Origin of the sequence: Membranihabitans marinus, assembly GCF_021729155.1 — a bacterium.
In the GTDB taxonomy this organism is placed as follows: Bacteria; Bacteroidota; Bacteroidia; order Chitinophagales; family Saprospiraceae; genus Membranihabitans; species Membranihabitans marinus.
In genome coordinates this window covers 99889-118627 of the sequence record NZ_JAJQYA010000010.1, presented here as the reverse complement: position 1 = coordinate 118627, position 18739 = coordinate 99889, and the positions used below count along the sequence as shown (strand labels likewise).

The following is an 18739-nucleotide window of genomic DNA, read 5'->3' as shown; positions in this document are numbered from 1 at the left end:
TGAGGTTGAAAATTATTGACTTTATATAAAAATCAAATACTAATCCTTCTAAATTTGTCTAAAAACTATGATCTTATGTGAAATGCTTGTTGTATTTATTAAATTTACTTTAATTACTCCAAATTAGACATGGTGAGGAAGCAATCTCTATCCAAAAATTTTAAAAATCAACTTCAGTCCCACATTAGGGGTGAGGAAGGGGCTTTTGAGTCCTTTTACAAGGATAGTTACAACGAATTGTATATATATGGATTGCAAATTGAAAAAAACGAAGAATTTTTAAAGGACTATTTGCAAAATTTTTACTTAGAACTCTTTGTAAATACCGACAAATTCATCCCCAAGGGCAATACATTGCCCTATATTCTGAGAAGTTTTAGACATTTCATTATCAAGTCACAGAAAAAAGAACAAAAATTACAAAATATTTCCTTTCAACCCTCAGTAGGTGAGAGTCCAGAAATACAGATTTGTAGAGAAGAAGAAATAGAAGAAAGATCGGCTCAGACCTCAGCCATCTTGGATGAACTCACCCCAAGAGAGCGTGAAATCATTTATTTAAGATATTTTCAAGAGTTAGATGCCAAAGAAATTGCCAGTATTCTATCCATTCAACATCAAGTAGTGCGCAATTTGGCCTACAGAGCCATGACTAAGGTCAGAAAAAAATTCAACAATCGAGATCGCCTCAACCAGCATCTTCAGATATTGGTTCCTATTCTCATCCTTTGGATTCTGTTATCTACTTAAAAGTATTTTTTAGCCGGGTTAATTTGAGGAAAATAGGACGTGGAGGGTATATGTAGCCACATTACCAACAATAAATTATTAATAAAGCTTATCAACACAGTTAGTAAACTTAGTAGACAGATACAAAAGTTATTAATCGCTTAAATCTTCAATTATCAAAAGAGGCTATAAAGCATTACAATAATTTGACCACAAACCATCTTTGCATTAATTCTATTTTGCACATTATAATATAATCATAATTTTATATTTATATTGTAAAGCATTTTTTCCATAAAACACTTTTGTATTCAACACAATTCAATTTGAAAAAATTTAGATAAAATTAGTATTGAAAAAGAAATTATATAAAATAGTTAGCAACGAAACTAATCGATCAAAATCTAATTTGATATTCTATTTTTTTATCATGACTTTAATATTGCTCAATTTAGCAGCAATGATATTTGAGACCACTTCAAATAGATCAATTATTTTTAATCAATTTTTAGAAATATTTGAATTGACTTCCATCGTTATTTTTACAATTGAATATTTAATTCGAATATATGTTTCTGAGTATACCCACCCAACTTCTTCAAAAATAAAATCCGCAGTTATATTTATTTTTTCAGGTTTCGGTATTATCGATCTCCTATCGATACTACCTTTTTACCTACCACTTTTTATAACAATGGATTTAAGGTTTCTTCGTATACTTCGATTCATTCGCTTCTTTAGAATTTTAAAAATTGGCAGATACGATAAATCTATTCACCTTATAGGCAATGTTATTCGAGATAAAAAATCTGAATTAATCATGACTGGATTTATATCCTTGATAATCATATTAATTTCATCTTTTATCATGTATTACGTAGAACATCCTCACCAACCTGATAAATTTTCTAGTATTCTTGATAGCTTTTGGTGGGCAATTGCCACACTAACAACAGTTGGATATGGTGATATTTATCCTGTTACAGGCATAGGACGCTTTATTAGTGGAGTCATCGCAATAATTGGAATTGGCCTTATTGCCCTCCCAACTGGAATCATAAGCAGTGGTTTTATAGATGAAATACGAATCAAAAACAAGGATAAAAAATGTCCTCATTGCGGAAAGGATTTAATTTAATTATATAAAATACAACTAATGAGTTTTTTACAAAGTGCCATTAATCAAGTAGGACGGGATCTAGGTAAAGTCACTAGTAATATAATATTTAAAGATGCGCATTCTACTCCTATCAGATCAGTTGGTGGTGAATTTTCTGTGGAATTAAAAAAAAAAAAAAAAATATTACAAAAACTGAATTCGACAAAGCAATAAGTTTCACCCTAGGTTATCGTCCATCTACTTTGGTAAACAAATTAGCAGGATCATATACTGTTCTAAAAAATGAAGCAAATAGATTTGTTGAAGACGAATATTTAGATCCAAAAGAGACAGTTGAATTAGTAAATATGATGATTGAATTTCAAAAAAAGTCCTCTGACATTGTCGATATTCTTGAACTAGATAAAGAAAAAAACAGTAATGAATTGCAACAAATTTCAATCCTAATTTCAAAATTAAAATCAGTATTGAAAACAGTTTTAGCTACTTCCATTAATGGCTTTAAATAAAACATAATCACTATCTTATGAAATTAGAGGAATTTCATATAGATATAAAACCAAAAAAGTATTTACTATTAGGCTCAATTTGGCTTTATAATTTTGCAAAAACTGGAAGATTTCAACCTTTTAATTTCTTATTTGCTCATATCATTTGTATTGCATTAATCTATTTCTACCCTTCTTGGGGTTGGGTATCATACCTAATAGGAACGATTATAGCATATTTTAGATTTACTACTTTGAAAAAAGAAAAATTCGCAGAAAAAATCCAATTAAAAAAATATGCCGAAGAAGAACTAAAAAAATCAGATTCAATTCAAAAAATGATGGAGTTGATTTTTTAGTCTTTACATATTTTGGATTATTCATTTTCAGGAACTATTTAGGGATTAGTTTTCATTTTTATTTTAGGGACATCTTTAAGAATATATGTTAGAATTACTTTGATAAAGTATTCACTATTAAGCAATAATACATCAGCTTAAAGATCACTGGTTAATTAGTAACTAGAATCATGGATTCGAGCTTCGAAAATGGATTTCTAGGATATATAGAAATCAGGATTACAACTCGGATAATTGTTCGGCAAACAAAAAGTGAAATAAGATTTTGAGGTAAAGAATGGCTGGAATAGATGAATATCTGAGGGTGGATAGCTGGTGAGGTTGACTGGAAAAAAATTCCGCTTTAGGCGCAATTGCATCACCCTATAATATCGATCATTAATGCATAAAACTATAATATCATGGAAGCAATGTCAAAAAGCCTATCATTATTTGACTTCCAGCAACTATTTCCCAACGATGAAAGTTGTTTGAAGTACTTATCTGAAAAAAAATGGAAGGACGGCTATAAATGTCAGCGTTGTAAAAAAGAAAAGTTCTGTAAATCCACTAAAAAATATGATCGTCGTTGTACTTCATGCGGATATATAGAATCCCCAAAAGCCAATACTTTATTTCACCATATGAAATTTAGCCTTCTTAAAGCGTTTTATATCGTCTACCTGGTTTCTACCAATAAAAAAGGGATTTCCTCTACTGAATTAAGTAGAAAACTTAGGCTAAGACAAAAAACATGCTGGCTTTTTAAGCATAAAGTCATGCAAGCCATGGCCAGTCGAAAGAAATATTCCATATCAAACGATGCTGAAGTAATGACCTGTGAACTAGGTATCAACCAAATCGTTAGGGATGGAATCAAAATTAAAAAAAAGAAATTAGCCGTTTTAGCTCATGAAAAAAAGAGTAAAGGACGTGGTAAAACCTATGGTCATAAGGTAAGTAATTTGAGTGCTAAAGAGCTGATTATCATTTTTAATGACCACATCGACAAAGCCACACATATCAAAACCAATGGTTGGCATAGTTTTAAAGCTTTACAAAATAAATTCCCAGGATTAGAAACAGTAATTCCAAAGAAGGGAAAACGTCCTGTTGTCTTGACCTATCGCATAAGCTGTGGCTTATTACATTGGATTAGAGGAACTCATGGTCATGCCGAATTATTACAATATTACCTCGACGAATATTTCTTCCGGTTAAACCGATGTGATATGGAGGATGGACTATTTTTACATTTACTGGATCGAATGATAAAACACGAACCGAGGACGTATTTCGACATTGTTAATTTTACGCCTAAAGCCCTGTTTATCGACAACCACTAAATTTTTCAGCAACCACAATTTTCCTCCTTTTCGACAGCTAATGCCAAATGAATTTATGATGGATAGCTATATTTGAATTTATTGATATAATATAAAGAAGTTACATTTCCACAATCGCTTCACCTATCGAAGGGCAGGCAAATAAAGTATTGAATATTAGCTCCGTAGGAGTGATATGGTTATTATACTACATAAATTTTTGTCCACCACTTTTGCTAACTTTAGAGTGAAGAAACCGAGGCCTCCGCACCTCGGGAGACTATCCTTAATATCTTTACTATTCCAACCTAGTATATTATATTTCTGTAAATCTTCGCCAAATCTTATTTCGGTCTCTCAAATAAATCGAGAGAGTATCGTCAATGTTCAATTCATTAGATATTATTTCACAATACGACCAATCTACTGACGTACTTTTGTAGACCTTTGTACCCCACTATATAATAAATCCCCGGCTGTAAATCAGAAACCGAATACCTAGCCTTTACACCCAATTCATCCGTCAAACTCTTGACGTGTAAACCCTGACCGCTGTATATATTTAATTTATCAAAATCCAATCCCTCAATAGCTATTTCTCTATCGGCTGGATTGGGATATACGTCAAAGCCCAACGCCTCATGGCCTGGCAATATAGATGTCGCTTCATCGGCAGAGATCTTGAATATATATCCATTGGTAGACATTGCATAAAGCTCTCCATTAGGATCTTCAAAAAAACTTGCAATATTCCGAAGGTTGGCCACGGGAATATTGCCTTGAAATGCCACATTGTAATCTTCTATATCCATAGTCCAAATATTATTGGACACATAATCGGCAAAGACATAATGACCTTGAAGTGAAGGATATTTTTCTCCTCGATAAACATAGCCCCCAGTAATCGACTGGCCACAATAAATACTTTCACTACAGGCTGGCTTATTGAGATGGGCATATACATAGACGGGGTCAACAAAATTGTCGTAATCACAATTTATAAATTCCGCCAGTCCTTCCCTACAGTTCCACCCGTAATTCAAACCACTGGTATCGAGACTTTGCCTGTGAATTTCTTCATAATCCCCCTGTCCAACATCGGCAATCCAAAGATCTCCTAGATTTTTATCAAAACTAAATCGCCAAGGATTGCGCAATCCATAGGCAAATATTTCAGACAGAGCGTGATCGGTATCTGCAAAAGGATTACTGGGTGGAATAGTAAGATAGACTTCATCTTCTGCCTGTGGATGAACGGCAAATCGCAGTATCTTACCCAAAGGTGTCAACAAATCCTGTCCATTGCCCAAGGGATCCCCACCACTGCCACCATCACCAGTAGCAATATACAAGTAACCATCAGGCCCAAAGTGAATATCCCCTCCATTGTGATTGGCAAAGGGTTGATCGAAAAAATAAATTTCTTTCAACGTATTATCATCGGCCACAGTACCTGTGCTATCTCCGCGTACCTGAGCAATAACCGTCTGAAAAACATTGTTGACCAACCTGGTATAATTGATATAAAAAGTATGATTTTGAAAGTAATTGGGATGAAAATCCATGCCCAAAAGTCCTCCTTCCCCTATAGCAGATATTCGATCCGAAATATCGAGAAATTCACTCAAATACTGACCATTGGAATTTACCCTGATGATTCTTCCCGGCCTTTCCACAATATAAAAAACATCGTCCTGTCCATGTATATAGGACATGGCTAAAGGCTGATTGGCATCATTGTAAAATGGTGTAAAAAATAATTTTGGCTGTGCCGACAAGACAACACCCAAAATCACCCCGATAGATGTCAAGTAAAGTTTCATATCCATTGGATTTGTCTAATAATCAACGAATAAAACACCGTTGATAATATACTGAGGATATTATTCCACAATTTTTGCTCCTATAGAAGGTCGAGCCACCAGTGTATTGGGCAACACTCCATATTTGACCTTATATTTATCCTTCACTTCTTCTTCCCACTGCTGGACATCGTTTTTGTGCAATAGATTTATCGTATTCCCTCCAAAACCACCGCCCATCATTCTTGCGCCTAAGACGGCCGGACTCTGTATTGCTATATCCACTAGAAAATCTAATTCATCGCAACTGACTCGATATTTGGATTTCAATCCTTCATGACTGGCAAACAATAATTTCCCCAATCCGAGAAAATCCTTTGACTTTAAGGCTGTGACGGCCTCTACCACTCGCTGATTTTCTTCAAGTATATATTCTGCCTCTACCGTAGATACTTCTGGATAATGATGATTGATGTATTGTAAATCCTCCTTATTTACATCTCGCAGTGAAGTAACTTTTCGAAAAGTTTGTGTAGCAGCGACTACTCTTTCGCAAGTCTCTCGCCGTGCATTGTATTCACTAGATGCCAAATTATGTGAAACCATGGTATCGACCAAAACCAATACATAGTCATCAAAGTTACTGCTGATGATTTCATGACTTTGACTTTGACAGTCCAAAAAAATAAAACCATCCTCTACCCCGTGAATGATGGCATAGGGATCCATGATGCCCACATTGAGGCCGATCTTATGTTCGGTTTTTTGAGCCAATTCTGCCATAGCTACCTTGGACCAATTTTTACCTAAAAGTTGGTTAATCCCTGTTAAAAACCCAGCATTGAGAGCAGCTGAAGAAGACAGTCCACCACCTACTGGAATATTGCTTTCTAGGCTAACACTAAAATATGGAATTTCTATTTTTTCAGATTCTTCGACCACTTGAATCAAAGCCTGAAGATATTTGGCCCAATTGTCATCGGGTAGATTATGATCTGACTTTGTGAAATGTCTTGAATCTTGAAAATTGTGACTGTATAAATCAAACCTATTTGCTGATTTATCAAAGGAAAAAAACATTTGAATTCCTCGATCAATGGCAGCGGGTAAAACAAAGCCAGAATTGTAATCCGTATGTTCTCCAATTAAATTTATCCTTCCCGGCGCCCACACTTCTAGGTCTGAACTATGAAATAGCTCAATATGGTTTTCTTTCAATCCCCCCATTTACCAAAATTTATAATAGACAAAGGCCAAAATCATTAAGATTAAAAATGATGCTAGATTAAACACCCAGCCTGATTTATATATATCTTTTGACAATTCAAGCGCCTTGGGATCGTCTCCTTTGCCATTATCCATATACGAAATCACCATTAAGATAATGGACAACAATAGAAAACAAACGCCCATTCTATCCATAAAAGGAAAATCGGGAGCCATAAATTTAATCGCTGCTGAAAAAGGAATAGACAACAAGACTACCATAAAAGCAGCTCGATTTGAGGTTTTCTTCCAAAACATACCAAAGAGGAAGACCACCACTACTCCTGGACTGATAAACCCTGTATATTCTTGAATATACTGAAAGGCCTGATCCAAACTGCTCAAGGTAGGCGCCAATGCGGTTCCTACAACTAGAGCCAAGACCGAAGATATTTTCCCTACTTTTACTAGGTTTTTATCGCTCTTGTCTTTGGTAAAATAATTTTTATAGATATCGAGGGTAAAAATAGTCGATGTACTGTTGACCATTGCACTAACTGAAGATCCCACTGCAGCGATCAAGGCGGCAAAAACAATACCTTTAAATCCAGCCGTCACATAGTTGGACAACACCCAAGGAAAAGCTTCATCAGGCTTGAGAATATCGGCACCCAAAACATAGGCTGCAATACCAGGAACAACGACGATAATGGGCAAAAATATTTTCAATACCCCGGCAAATGCCATTCCTCGCTGAGCTTCCTCAATGTTCTTGGCCGCTAAAGCGCGCTGGATAATATATTGATTTGTCCCCCAGTAATAGAGGTTAGCAATCCACATTCCTCCGATCAGAACACTTACCCCAGGTAGGTTGATGTATTCTGGATTGGCTTTATCTAATATCATATCAAATTTTTCTGGAGCTTTTTCCACCAATGCATTTAGCCCTGCGAAAAATCCACCGCCATCGCCCACTTGATTTAGAACTAAATAGCTGGCCATAAATCCACCAAATATCAATACTATAACCTGAACAACTTCTGACCATACTACGGTTTTCAACCCTCCTAAGATAGAGAAGGCCGCAGAGTAAATAGATAGTCCCAAAATACCATAGATTAACGGGATGCCCAGAATGGTTTTAATTGCTAAAGCTCCCAAATACAATACACTGGTAATATTGACCAAGACAAATAAGCCAATCCAGAAAAGTGCCAATCCAGTTCTCACTCCATTACCAAAACGTTGCTCCAAAAACTGAGGCATAGTATATATGCCTTTTTCAATATAAATAGGGAGAAAAAATTTAGCAATGATCAATAGGGAAAAAGCAGCCATTAACTCGTATGATGCTATGGCCATACCCACAGCGAATCCAGATCCCGACATACCGATAAACTGCTCCGCAGAAATATTGGAGGCAATCAAAGATCCACCCACGGCCCACCAAGGAATAGACTTGTCGGCCAAAAAATAATCTGCAGCAGATTCCGGTCCATTCTTTTTTCTAGATCCTATCCATAGCCCCATAAACATGGTCAGCACAATATAGAGTCCAAATAAAACTATATCCAGTGTAGAAAATCCCATAAGCATTCTAATTTTTTCTAAAGTATATTCTAAACGAAAGCCCAAAGTAATTAATAATACTTTATTTGTCAATTAATATTTAAAACCAAAATTATCAAGGAAATCAGACCTAAACAACAATCTAAATATTGTTTGGAATACTAATGATTTAGCCAACAATAAATAGGGTGACTAGTTAAATAATTTTATTAATTAAAATAATTATCGGAATACCCTGATCAAGGAAAACTCTTTTCCAGACATTCATCTCAATGTATATCCTAGCTCAAAATAATCGGAGTATTCCATCATTCACATTTTCCCATCAATCAATCCCATCAAATGGAAGTGTATTGAGGAGAACACCAGTAAAATTTCTTCTAGGACAGGGTTACTTTTTAATCCATAGGACACTAATGAGTGAATATTTTTTATTTAACCTTATCCATAACTAATGAAATACTTAATTAATTTTCCCCTCATTTTGATTATTTGTTTTATGTCGTCTTGTACAAAAAATAGCCTTAATGACCTTTCTGATTTAAATTCTGAAATAATTATTATTGAAAATACTTCATCGATGCCCGATCAATACAAAATGGATATCGAAGGCCAAATGGAAGTCGGACCATCATTTAAGGAAATAGGATTTCAATATGACGATTCAAAAGATTCAACCTCAGTTCAAACAGAAATAGACTACAAAAACCATATCCACTTTCTAGGGATCAACCGTGATAGCACAATGAGATCTATGGTTAAATGTAAAAAGAATATTAACGTTCATCAATAATTCTGCCCTATGGAAAGGGAGTCAAGTTCTTTGAATTCCCTTTCCTTTTATCCTAAATGCATATGGAATAAAACAGACCGTAGTCAATATGAAAGAAAACCACCTGATCTCAAAAATCAAAGATGGAAACGAAGATGCTTTAACTGATATATATACCAAATACCGAAACGAATTCATCCAATGGGGCATGCAAAATCATTCTCTACCGGAAGAAGATATCAAAGAAGTCTACCAGCTATCCATGTTGATATTGTACGAAAACATCGTACAAGGGAAATTAAAAAGAATTAATTCCTCTTTTAAAAGCTATCTATTTCAAATTGGAAAAAATAAACTATATGAATATTATAGAAAAAATAGATCCTTAGCCATTTCACCGTTGGATGTCTACATATACAACATACCGGCCAATGCTAGCAATGAAGAAAAAGATCTTAAAGAAAAACAGATCAATATAGTTCTTCAGGGCCTCGAACAATTGGGCAATCCCTGTGCGAAGATTTTAGAGAGATTTTACTTCAATAAAGACTCTATTCAAAAAATTGCTAAAGATTTTAATTACAAAAACACCGAAACCGCTAAAAATCAAAAATACAAATGTCTAAATCGCCTCAAAAAGATAATTTATCAAGAATTCGATAAAATATAATTACAGATGAATGTAAAAAACAACATTAAACTATTCAAGGCCTTAGCGACTATTTTTTTCACCGTAAATGGTCAGCTTTTTGCCTATTCCCTAAATATTTTAGGCATATCTAACTCGCAGAATATTAGACCTATACTGCAATTAATTTATGTACAAGATTTCGAAAAATTACTAACAGACGCGATAAGGTATCAATACCTAATGTCATTTAAATCGACCTTGGAAAATATAGACAACCATATCAATTATCCAAATGAAGTCTGGCCCTCCGATAATAGGTCAAAAACCAAAGAATCCAATTGGAATACATTTTTTAACATCTCTTTGAATTTCAGGCTTTCGACCAGACTATTTAACAAATATTACAATACCCCTATCATTGATAGAAACGATGTAAATTCAATGTTTGAATCCACCGACAAATCTAGAGCCAATCAATATTACCGAGAGGGAAATTACAATGTTGCTGGCAAATTATTTGCCTCCATTTACGGAGAAAATGCCCATCTTCAAGCTCTTTTTTATCAGGGAATCTGCGAAATAGAACTTAAAAATTGGGAAAAGGCCATGAGTCTTTTTACCGAGTTAATAACCCTGGATTCCATAAACATGGAATACAAATGGTACTACTCCTTGGTCGCCATAAAAAGAAAAGAATGGGAATTGGCTGGCTTACAATTAATTGACATTGTCTACTCCCCGCATTTCAGAGCTCCTCAAGCCAAAGAAATATATCGAGAAATTACTGGACAATCGAAACTTTGACAAGTATTCCCTTTTAATATAATTGATTATTCATCTTCCGCTGACTATTATGATACTATAGTGAATAGAAGGCTTTATTGGTATTATTCACACTCTTTATGTTAGTACAAACAAAGCTTTCTATCAAATACTTTTTCTCAACTATAGAAATGATAATCTTAGCAACTTCAGAATGTATTTTTATGCAAATATTCGATTTAGCTCCTATCTTAACGTATTACAATTTAAAAACTACAATGCTTTGAAAAAGCATCACAAAAAATAAGAAAACAGCCCCTTAAGTCATCAGATACAAATATTGATATTTACAATTATTTCCATTCTTTTAACTAAACTTTATAGATTGCACCAAATATTTTATCAAAAAAAGCCCGCAAGTATTCATAAAATAAGAAAATAATTTATTTTAGAGCATTCTTATTGGATAGAATAGGTATCCATCTCATCGATACTAAATAGAATATACAAAATATATGGAATTGCTAGTGGACAGCTTTATGAAAGAAGTGGAGGTAAGAAACCCCCATGAAGAAGAATTTTTACAATCGGTTTCTGAGATTGCAGAATCCATTCTCCTATATATGGAGGATCATCCCCAATACAAAAAATACAAAGTATTGGAACGCATGATTGAACCCGAACGCGTCATCATGTTTAGAGTACCTTGGGTCAACGACCATGGAGAAATTGAAGTCAATAGAGGATATAGGGTACAGATGAATAGTGCAATTGGACCATACAAGGGCGGTTTGCGTTTTCATCCCAGTGTCAACTTAAGCGTATTAAAATTTTTGGCCTTTGAACAAATTTTTAAAAACAGCCTAACCGGCCTACCCATGGGAGGGGGAAAGGGTGGAGCTGATTTTGACCCCAAAGGCAAATCTGATTTAGAAGTGATGAGATTCTGTCAGAGTTATATGACGGAACTATTTAAACACGTAGGTCCCAATATGGATATTCCTGCGGGAGATATAGGAGTTGGAGCGAGAGAAATAGGTTATTTATTCGGGCAATACAAAAGGATAAAAGGAGAGTTTACTGGAGTATTGACTGGCAAAGGCCATGAATGGGGAGGCAGCCTAATCAGACCTGAAGCCACTGGATATGGCGTAGTCTATTTTGTTCAGGAAATGCTAAAAATGCGCAATGACAACCTAAAGGGCAAGAGGGTAATCATATCAGGTTCGGGCAATGTTGCTCAGTTTACCGCGGAAAAATGCATCGCAGAAGGAGCGAAAGTATTGACCATGTCCGACTCTAAAGGATTTGTCTATGACGCCAATGGAATAGATAGTCATAAGTTGGCCTATATTATGCACCTTAAAAATGTGAAGCGGGGTAGAATCAAGGAATACGCCGAAGAATTTGGCTGCGAATACTTTCCCAATGAAAAACCTTGGTCAATTCCCTGTGACATAGCCTTTCCCAATGCCACTCAAAATGAATTGGACCATCAAGATGCCCTAACCTTAATTAGCAATGGATGTTTTTGTGTAGCTGAAGGCGCAAACATGCCTTCGACGCGAGCGGCCATTCATCACTTTGAAAGTTCCAAAATTTTATATGCCCCCGGAAAGGCAGCCAATGCTGGGGGAGTAGCGGTGTCTGGATTAGAAATGTCACAAAATTCACTGCGGTACTCCTGGAGTCGTGAAAAAATCGATAGAAAATTAAAAGTAATTATAGAACAAATCCATCAATCCTGTGTACAATATGGTCGTGAAGAAAATGACTATATCAACTATGTAAAGGGTGCCAATATCGCTGGATTTGTCAAAATAGCCGATGCAATGTTGGCTCAGGGTATAGTGTAATTACTGACAATAGATGGAGGCTTTCGCTGTTTAATAAGACAGTGATTATATAATATAATCTGTACTATAATTAACAGAAAAGCCTCTTTTTATTTTCCTCTCAACCACATGAGGCTGCGGATAGAAATAGATTTCAAGTTGCAAAATTATTTAAACAAAATTCAGAAATTAAAGAATCAGGGCAAACAACGAACTGAGTCCGAGAAACCACATCTAACACAAATTATATACATTCAACAACATAATTAAACAATTATAATTAATCCATTTCAATAGGGTTACTTTTAATGAATAAACACACTTACTGTTGATTTAATAATCTAAACTATAGAATTATGAAAACCGGCAGTTTCACCTCATTAATCTATCTCCTATTTTTGTTGACATCCTGTGATACAGAGGAAATTTTTAAAAGCAACACCCCTTTGAATGAAAAAGATTATACATTTTACAAAACTGTCAAAAAAGATTTAAAATTTAATTATTATCACTACGGAAAAGATATTATAATCGACCATTATGTAGACTTAGATACGATCAAAAAGATAGTAAATACTGGAGAAGAAATTCCCAATTTGAACCAGATCACTATAAAACATCAAACGATGTGGAAAGATGTAACTCAAACAGAGCCTTACACTTTAGAAGGTGACAGAGAAGTATATCATTTTTCACTAACCCAAAGTAGTTATATTCAAATCAATCTCTCTCAACTTAAGACTGACCATGATTTGTTTATCACAAAAATGAAGGTAAATGACAAAGGTCAAAAAGCCCTCGGGAATTTACTCAGTTATAGTACCAGCAATAGCGATGATAGAGAATTCTTAGAAGTATATGCCAATGCTGGTGATTATTTTCTCATTGTAAAACCCTATCGCAAAACCAGTTCCTACCATTTAAAATTTAGTAAAAGTAAAAAAGATAGACCCTATGTAGCTTGCGAAAACTACAACCATTTATCTACACGCATTGCTTCAGATGGTGGAATAAACAGACAATCCACCACATGGCATCTATGGGATGATATCGGTGTTGATGGAGGAATTGTATCTGAAGAAAATAACGAAGAAAATAAATCAGTAAAATTTGACTTCAACGACTTCGGTTATCAAGATGTAGTGAAAAAATTATTCCAACACCCTATGGTTTCAGGAAAGTTGAAATTGGATTTCAACCTCTATATTCCCGAGGGAAAAGCGGGTCGTTTTAGATCAGAAAAAAGGACCAATACGGGAAGAAAGACCAGTGATCAAGGTTTTGAAATTGCCTTTGATCATAAAGGGTTAACCACATTCCGTCAAAATGGGTTTACATTAATGGCTCCTAATCTTTTGCCTAAAAATTCCTGGATCCCTGTTGAATTCCTCATAGACTTAGATAATGATGTCATCCTTGTATCTATGGGAGATGATATTCATGCTCAATTATCGGCCTGTGCTTCATTAATTGGCGATACGACTTCTTTGCTCGCCTTTTACGGTCTCAATTTCTTTGTCACCAAAAAGAACGAAGGATATTTTATTGACGACATTTGTTTGGAAGTAAGTACCTCTGAGGAAATGGGGAAAATGAAATCAAATTTTTGGCATCATTCCCATGAGGTCATCAATTTTATTCCATAATAATATAAGGTAAGTATAAAAACTACGGTTATTCCCGAATGAATTACAGGCAAAGGTCAATCATCGCCAATTGATAAAGCTTTTCTTTCCTCCCAATACAAATTACATTATTATAATGTCGATTGGATTCTTTGTACATCGTTCGGCCATGCCTCTACAATAAATCTAAATACAACCGACAATTGTTTATTGATTTGGTATAAATCATAAGTATTGAACATAAACACCCTACAGCCCTTAAAAAAAAACTATTATTTGTAAATATTTTGATCAAAAATCCTCCTATTTTATAAAATAAATTTTAAAATGTCATCTTTATGACAATAATTGCCAATCTTTAAACGTACTAATGTGCATTATTGTAGGAAAATAAAATTCTATTTTTAATGCAATACTTTACGATAATTGTGCATTTTATAGAACAAGTGTTTATATCACTCTACGCTATTAAGGCTTAAATATCATATTATCGAAAAACGATGAGATGTATTATCATCGTTTTTCGCGTCAATCTTAAGTTTTTTCAGTGATATAGATTGTCACCTTTCTCAATTCTCTTCCCCCAAAGCAACATTTTGCAATTCAATTACGGCAAACAGTATATTATTAATTAACGGTATACCCCACAGTAATTTGTGAAGGTTATACTGAAAAAACCTATGTTATGAACAAATTATTTTTATTTAGTTTATTGGCTTTATCCTTTTCCCTATTGTCCTGTGACAAAGATGACGACAAAACACAAGCGAATATTGAAGAAGTAGTAGTTGTGGCCAATCGATCAAGCGGTTCAATCAGTTTTATCAATGCAGAAACAGATGAAGTAATAGAAACTTTAACCATCAGTGGTTCTGAACCAATGTATGTTGTATTTGTATCGGCAAAAGATAGAATATATGTAGGGGACAGGGCGCAGAAACAAGTACATGTAATCAATCCAGATAGTCGAGAATTAGAAACATCCATACCAGTGGGAGAAGGAGTTTTTCACATGTGGGCCGATGGTCAAGGTAAACAATTGTGGGTGAATAACGATATTGATAACACCATATCTGTCATTAATTTAACCAATCATACTGTGACAAACACCATAAATATTGGGGTCAAACCACACGATGTATTTCTAACCAATTCTGGTACAAAAGCCTATGTTACAGTACTAATTGGAGATGAGAACGTTCGTGATAGCGTCTATGCTTTTTCGACGAGTTCTTTCGAGAAACTAGCTTCAAAGGCTGTAGGAGATGACCCCCATCTGTATCACCTCCCGAGTAACAATCGCCTATATGTACCCAATCAATCGGGCACATTATTTGTGTTGGATGAAAACGATTTGTCCACAATTGACAGTGTTTCAATGGCGGGTTCACACGGCATATATCCTTCACCAGATAATAAATATTTATTTATTACTAACCTACCAGGTAGCCAAATCTTCTCATTTCAAACTGCAGACAACACGATCAAGGGATCTGCCTTGGGCAGTGATATATCTGTTCCTCACAACATTACTCTAAATAAAGCGGGTTCGAAAGCCTTTATAACCCATTCAGGAGGTTCTGCCAATCAAGTAACTGTCTATAATATATCGGATGGAACGCCAACATTATCCAAAACCCTCACCGTACAAAACAATCCATTTGGTATTGCATATTATCAGCGATAAGCGAATTAGTAGTTATCATTTAATAAAAATGTATCTTAAGAGTTAGAGTTTTTCAACTTAACATTCCATTTTTGAAATTTGGAAGGGAGGTCATCTCATAGAATAATACGATCCAGAATATTCATTTGTAAATTCATTTGTAAATTCATTTAGTATAAACCAAACCATTATAAAATCGTTGTTTTTTACAACCAATGGCTTTCGCTCTATGACGACAGGACTTCTCTTCCACAACAACAACAGCAACCTCCTACCTCGAGATGGAGAAGTGTATTATTATGGCCCGATATTCGACACGAATACCGCCCAAGGTTATTACCATACTTTACTCGAGGAAGTGGAATGGAAAAATGACGAGGCTTACATGTTTGGCAAACACATTGTGACCAAACGCAAAATCGCTTGGTACGGTGATCAAAAATATTTATATCGATATTCTAACACCTCCAAAATTGCCCTACCGTGGTCGGATACACTTTTGGAATTGAAGAAAAAAGTAGAAATGATTAGTGGACAAAGTTATAATTCCTGTTTGCTCAACTTATACCACAACGGTCAAGAAACCATGGGCTGGCACAGCGATGGAGAGGAAGCATTGAAAAAAGATGGAGCCATAGCTTCTCTTAGTTTTGGGGCGGAAAGGAAGTTTTCTTTTAAACATAAAACTACTAAAGAAGTCATTTCCCTTATCCTCCAACGCGGTGGATTACTTATTATGCAGGGAAGTACGCAACGACACTGGCTGCATCGATTGCCACCGAGTAAAAAAGTACTTACGGCGAGAATCAATCTCACCTTTAGAACCATCGAAAATCAACAATATTAACCCTTCTGCCCACCTCATAGGACAGTTCAACAAAGAGTAACATTTTTATACCCCTTAAAGGATTGCACAGGCTTGTATTTTTATGTAAAAACTATTTCATTTTAATGGAAAATACTTTTTAGAAAACTGGAATTAACTAGCACTAATCGTCAGGTGCCATTGCCAGATCCGAAAATTACCAAAAAATCACATTGTAGAGATAACCATACTGTAGTTCTCCCAACAATAAACTTGTTGAAAATTACAATGAAAGGTATCTATTTCCCCCACAATATCGAAGCCATTTTGAGTTCGTGGACTATTTAATTCTTCAATTTCATATAAAAAATAAAAAATTTACCTTTAGTCTCTATTTCTATACGATTGAGAATCTATAAATCAAAGAGATGAGTAAAATAGCTGTCATTACAGGAACATCTACGGGCTTGGGCCTATATACTTCAATAGCATTGGCCGAAATCGGATATAAAGTATACGCTACCATGAGGGATACCAATAAAAGTGAAGCCCTCCTAAGCTTGGCCAAAGAAAAAAATCTAAATATTCATGTCCTAGTCCTTGATGTACTGCATACCGATTCCATTGAATCTTGTGTAGAAGAAATAATGAAAACCGAAGGTCGTATCGATTTATGGATCAACAATGCCGGCGCTGGAATGGCCAAAACCACAGAACAGGCTACAGAAGCCGAGGTTCAATGGTTGATCGATGTCAATTTTCTAGGTGTGGTTCGATGCAGTAAGGCCGTATTACCCATTATGAGGACTCAAATGTCTGGTCATATTATCAATATTTCATCGGTCGGAGGTCTAGTAGGCCAACCCTTTAATGAGTTGTATTGCGCAGCCAAATTTGCCCTCGAAGGATATACCGAAGCACAAGCGTCCTATATTTCTTCCGCATTTGGTATTCATTTTACTCTTATAGAACCGGGTGGAATTTACTCTTCCTTCTTAGAATCAACCATGGCCAAAACCATGACCGATGGTCAGATGACTTTACCGGCCTATCAAGCCATTATGGACAAATACATGGCCGGCATTAAGAAACGCTCGTCCGATCCCAATACATCCACATTTCAGACCGCTGAGGAAGTGGCCCAAGTCATTGTCAAAGTGGTGCAAAGCCATCGTCCTCCACTGAGAATCCGAACCTCTGAATGGGCAGAAGAATTCACCAAACTTAAAACGATAGGAGATCCGGATGGATTGAAACTGAACGCCATGGTTCAAAAAAGATTTTTGTCCTAAATCCTAGATATTCATATCATGAATGACTTATACAATACCTCTACAGCTAAGCATTACCAAGCCTATCGGCCTTCATTGCATCAAAATATTTTAAAAAGTGTATTTAGGAAAAGTAAGATCTTCGACCAAGTCCTCGACGTAGGTTGCGGTGTTGGTCATTCAAGTGTGGCATTGCTCGAATATGGGCGCAATATTACCGGATTGGAAATCAGTGCAGCCATGTTGGAAAAGGCAAAAACACATAAAAACATCCAATATATCTGTGGTTCTCTTACTCAATATCCTCTGCCCAGTAGCCATTATGATTTAATTACCTTTGCCGGCTCCCTTTTTTATGCCAAATCTCAAGCCTTACTAAATGAGGTTATGCGAATTTCCAAAGAAGAAGCTATCATTTTGGTCTATGATTTTCAATTGGATTTAAGTCCAATACTTTCGAAGCTAAATCTTATACTTCCTGAATCTAATTACGAACACGACACTGATTTTTCTGACCTGCAGGCTTCGTTTTTACATTTAAGAGAAACCTATGTTTCCCCCACCTCCTTTATTTGTAGTCCCAGTGAGATTATTCACGTTTTATTTGCAGAAAAGCCCATCGCATCCGCCATCAACCAAAAATATCCAAAATCAGGGGAGTTTCAGTATCATTGGAATCAACTTTTTGGCGAAGAGGATTTAAAACTTCGCGCAGAACTAAACTACAACAAGTACTTAGTTTTGAAAAGACCTAAATCTCAAAGTCCAAATCATTAATCAAAATAAAGACAACAA

At 35.3% G+C, this 18739-nt stretch carries 18 protein-coding genes; 15 read left to right on the top strand and 3 right to left on the bottom strand.

Annotated features, from left to right (window positions below; translation table 11 throughout):
* Positions 1-129 precede the first annotated feature (129 nt).
* The 6 genes from LVD51_RS08670 to LVD51_RS08645 all read left to right on the top strand — a co-directional run bounded on the left by LVD51_RS08670 (position 130) and on the right by LVD51_RS08645 (position 4021).
* Positions 130-750 carry an RNA polymerase sigma factor gene (locus tag LVD51_RS08670; protein ID WP_236970826.1) on the top strand — a complete coding sequence of 207 codons (621 nt, stop codon included), beginning with the start codon at positions 130-132 and terminating at the stop codon, positions 748-750.
* 331 nt (positions 751-1081) lie between these two features.
* Entirely contained in the window at positions 1082-1867 is a 786-nt protein-coding gene (locus LVD51_RS08665) for an ion transporter (RefSeq protein WP_236970825.1), read from the top strand.
* 18 nt (positions 1868-1885) lie between these two features.
* Complete coding sequence (locus tag LVD51_RS08660; RefSeq protein WP_236970824.1) at positions 1886-2062, top strand: hypothetical protein; 177 nt, start codon at positions 1886-1888, stop codon at positions 2060-2062.
* Between the two features lie 29 nt (positions 2063-2091).
* Positions 2092-2358 carry a hypothetical protein gene (locus LVD51_RS08655; RefSeq protein WP_236970823.1) on the top strand — a complete coding sequence of 89 codons (267 nt, stop codon included), beginning with the start codon at positions 2092-2094 and terminating at the stop codon, positions 2356-2358.
* A gap of 17 nt (positions 2359-2375) precedes the next feature.
* A complete protein-coding gene (locus LVD51_RS08650) occupies positions 2376-2696 on the top strand; it encodes a hypothetical protein (RefSeq protein ID WP_236970822.1) in 321 nt (106 codons plus the stop codon).
* A 401-nt stretch (positions 2697-3097) separates the two neighbouring features.
* On the top strand, positions 3098-4021 hold the full coding sequence (locus LVD51_RS08645; protein WP_236970821.1) for an IS1595 family transposase: 924 nt from the start codon (positions 3098-3100) through the stop codon (positions 4019-4021).
* A 386-nt stretch (positions 4022-4407) separates the two neighbouring features.
* Here LVD51_RS08645 and LVD51_RS08640 read toward each other — a convergent pair whose 3' ends face one another.
* Genes LVD51_RS08640 through LVD51_RS08630 form a run of 3 tightly spaced genes read right to left on the bottom strand, consistent with a single transcriptional unit; the run spans position 4408 to position 8598 of the window.
* Positions 4408-5823, bottom strand: coding sequence for a PQQ-dependent sugar dehydrogenase (locus LVD51_RS08640; RefSeq protein ID WP_236970820.1), 1416 nt, complete (start codon positions 5821-5823; stop codon positions 4408-4410).
* Between the two features lie 60 nt (positions 5824-5883).
* A complete protein-coding gene (galK, locus tag LVD51_RS08635; RefSeq protein ID WP_236970819.1) occupies positions 5884-7029 on the bottom strand; it encodes a galactokinase in 1146 nt (381 codons plus the stop codon).
* Entirely contained in the window at positions 7030-8598 is a 1569-nt protein-coding gene (locus LVD51_RS08630; RefSeq protein ID WP_236970818.1) for a sodium/sugar symporter, read from the bottom strand.
* A gap of 478 nt (positions 8599-9076) precedes the next feature.
* Here LVD51_RS08630 and LVD51_RS08625 point away from each other — a divergent pair, with 478 nt between their 5' ends.
* The 9 genes from LVD51_RS08625 to LVD51_RS08585 all read left to right on the top strand — a co-directional run bounded on the left by LVD51_RS08625 (position 9077) and on the right by LVD51_RS08585 (position 18721).
* Positions 9077-9370: a hypothetical protein gene (locus LVD51_RS08625; RefSeq protein WP_236970817.1), complete on the top strand. Its 294-nt coding sequence runs from the start codon at positions 9077-9079 to the stop codon at positions 9368-9370.
* 88 nt (positions 9371-9458) lie between these two features.
* Entirely contained in the window at positions 9459-10019 is a 561-nt protein-coding gene (locus tag LVD51_RS08620; RefSeq protein WP_236970816.1) for an RNA polymerase sigma factor, read from the top strand.
* Between the two features lie 6 nt (positions 10020-10025).
* On the top strand, positions 10026-10784 hold the full coding sequence (locus tag LVD51_RS08615) for a tetratricopeptide repeat protein (RefSeq protein WP_236970815.1): 759 nt from the start codon (positions 10026-10028) through the stop codon (positions 10782-10784).
* 473 nt (positions 10785-11257) lie between these two features.
* Positions 11258-12598, top strand: coding sequence for an NADP-specific glutamate dehydrogenase (gene gdhA / locus LVD51_RS08610; protein WP_236970814.1), 1341 nt, complete (start codon positions 11258-11260; stop codon positions 12596-12598).
* A gap of 335 nt (positions 12599-12933) precedes the next feature.
* Entirely contained in the window at positions 12934-14223 is a 1290-nt protein-coding gene (locus LVD51_RS08605) for a hypothetical protein (protein ID WP_236970813.1), read from the top strand.
* Positions 14224-14887: 664 nt separating this feature from the next.
* Positions 14888-15889: a YncE family protein gene (locus tag LVD51_RS08600; RefSeq protein ID WP_236970812.1), complete on the top strand. Its 1002-nt coding sequence runs from the start codon at positions 14888-14890 to the stop codon at positions 15887-15889.
* Between the two features lie 208 nt (positions 15890-16097).
* Positions 16098-16715: an alpha-ketoglutarate-dependent dioxygenase AlkB family protein gene (locus tag LVD51_RS08595; RefSeq protein WP_236970811.1), complete on the top strand. Its 618-nt coding sequence runs from the start codon at positions 16098-16100 to the stop codon at positions 16713-16715.
* A 386-nt stretch (positions 16716-17101) separates the two neighbouring features.
* Positions 17102-17965: an SDR family oxidoreductase gene (locus LVD51_RS08590; RefSeq protein WP_236970810.1), complete on the top strand. Its 864-nt coding sequence runs from the start codon at positions 17102-17104 to the stop codon at positions 17963-17965.
* 18 nt (positions 17966-17983) lie between these two features.
* Positions 17984-18721 carry a class I SAM-dependent methyltransferase gene (locus LVD51_RS08585; protein WP_236970809.1) on the top strand — a complete coding sequence of 246 codons (738 nt, stop codon included), beginning with the start codon at positions 17984-17986 and terminating at the stop codon, positions 18719-18721.
* The last annotated feature ends 18 nt before the right edge of the window (positions 18722-18739 follow it).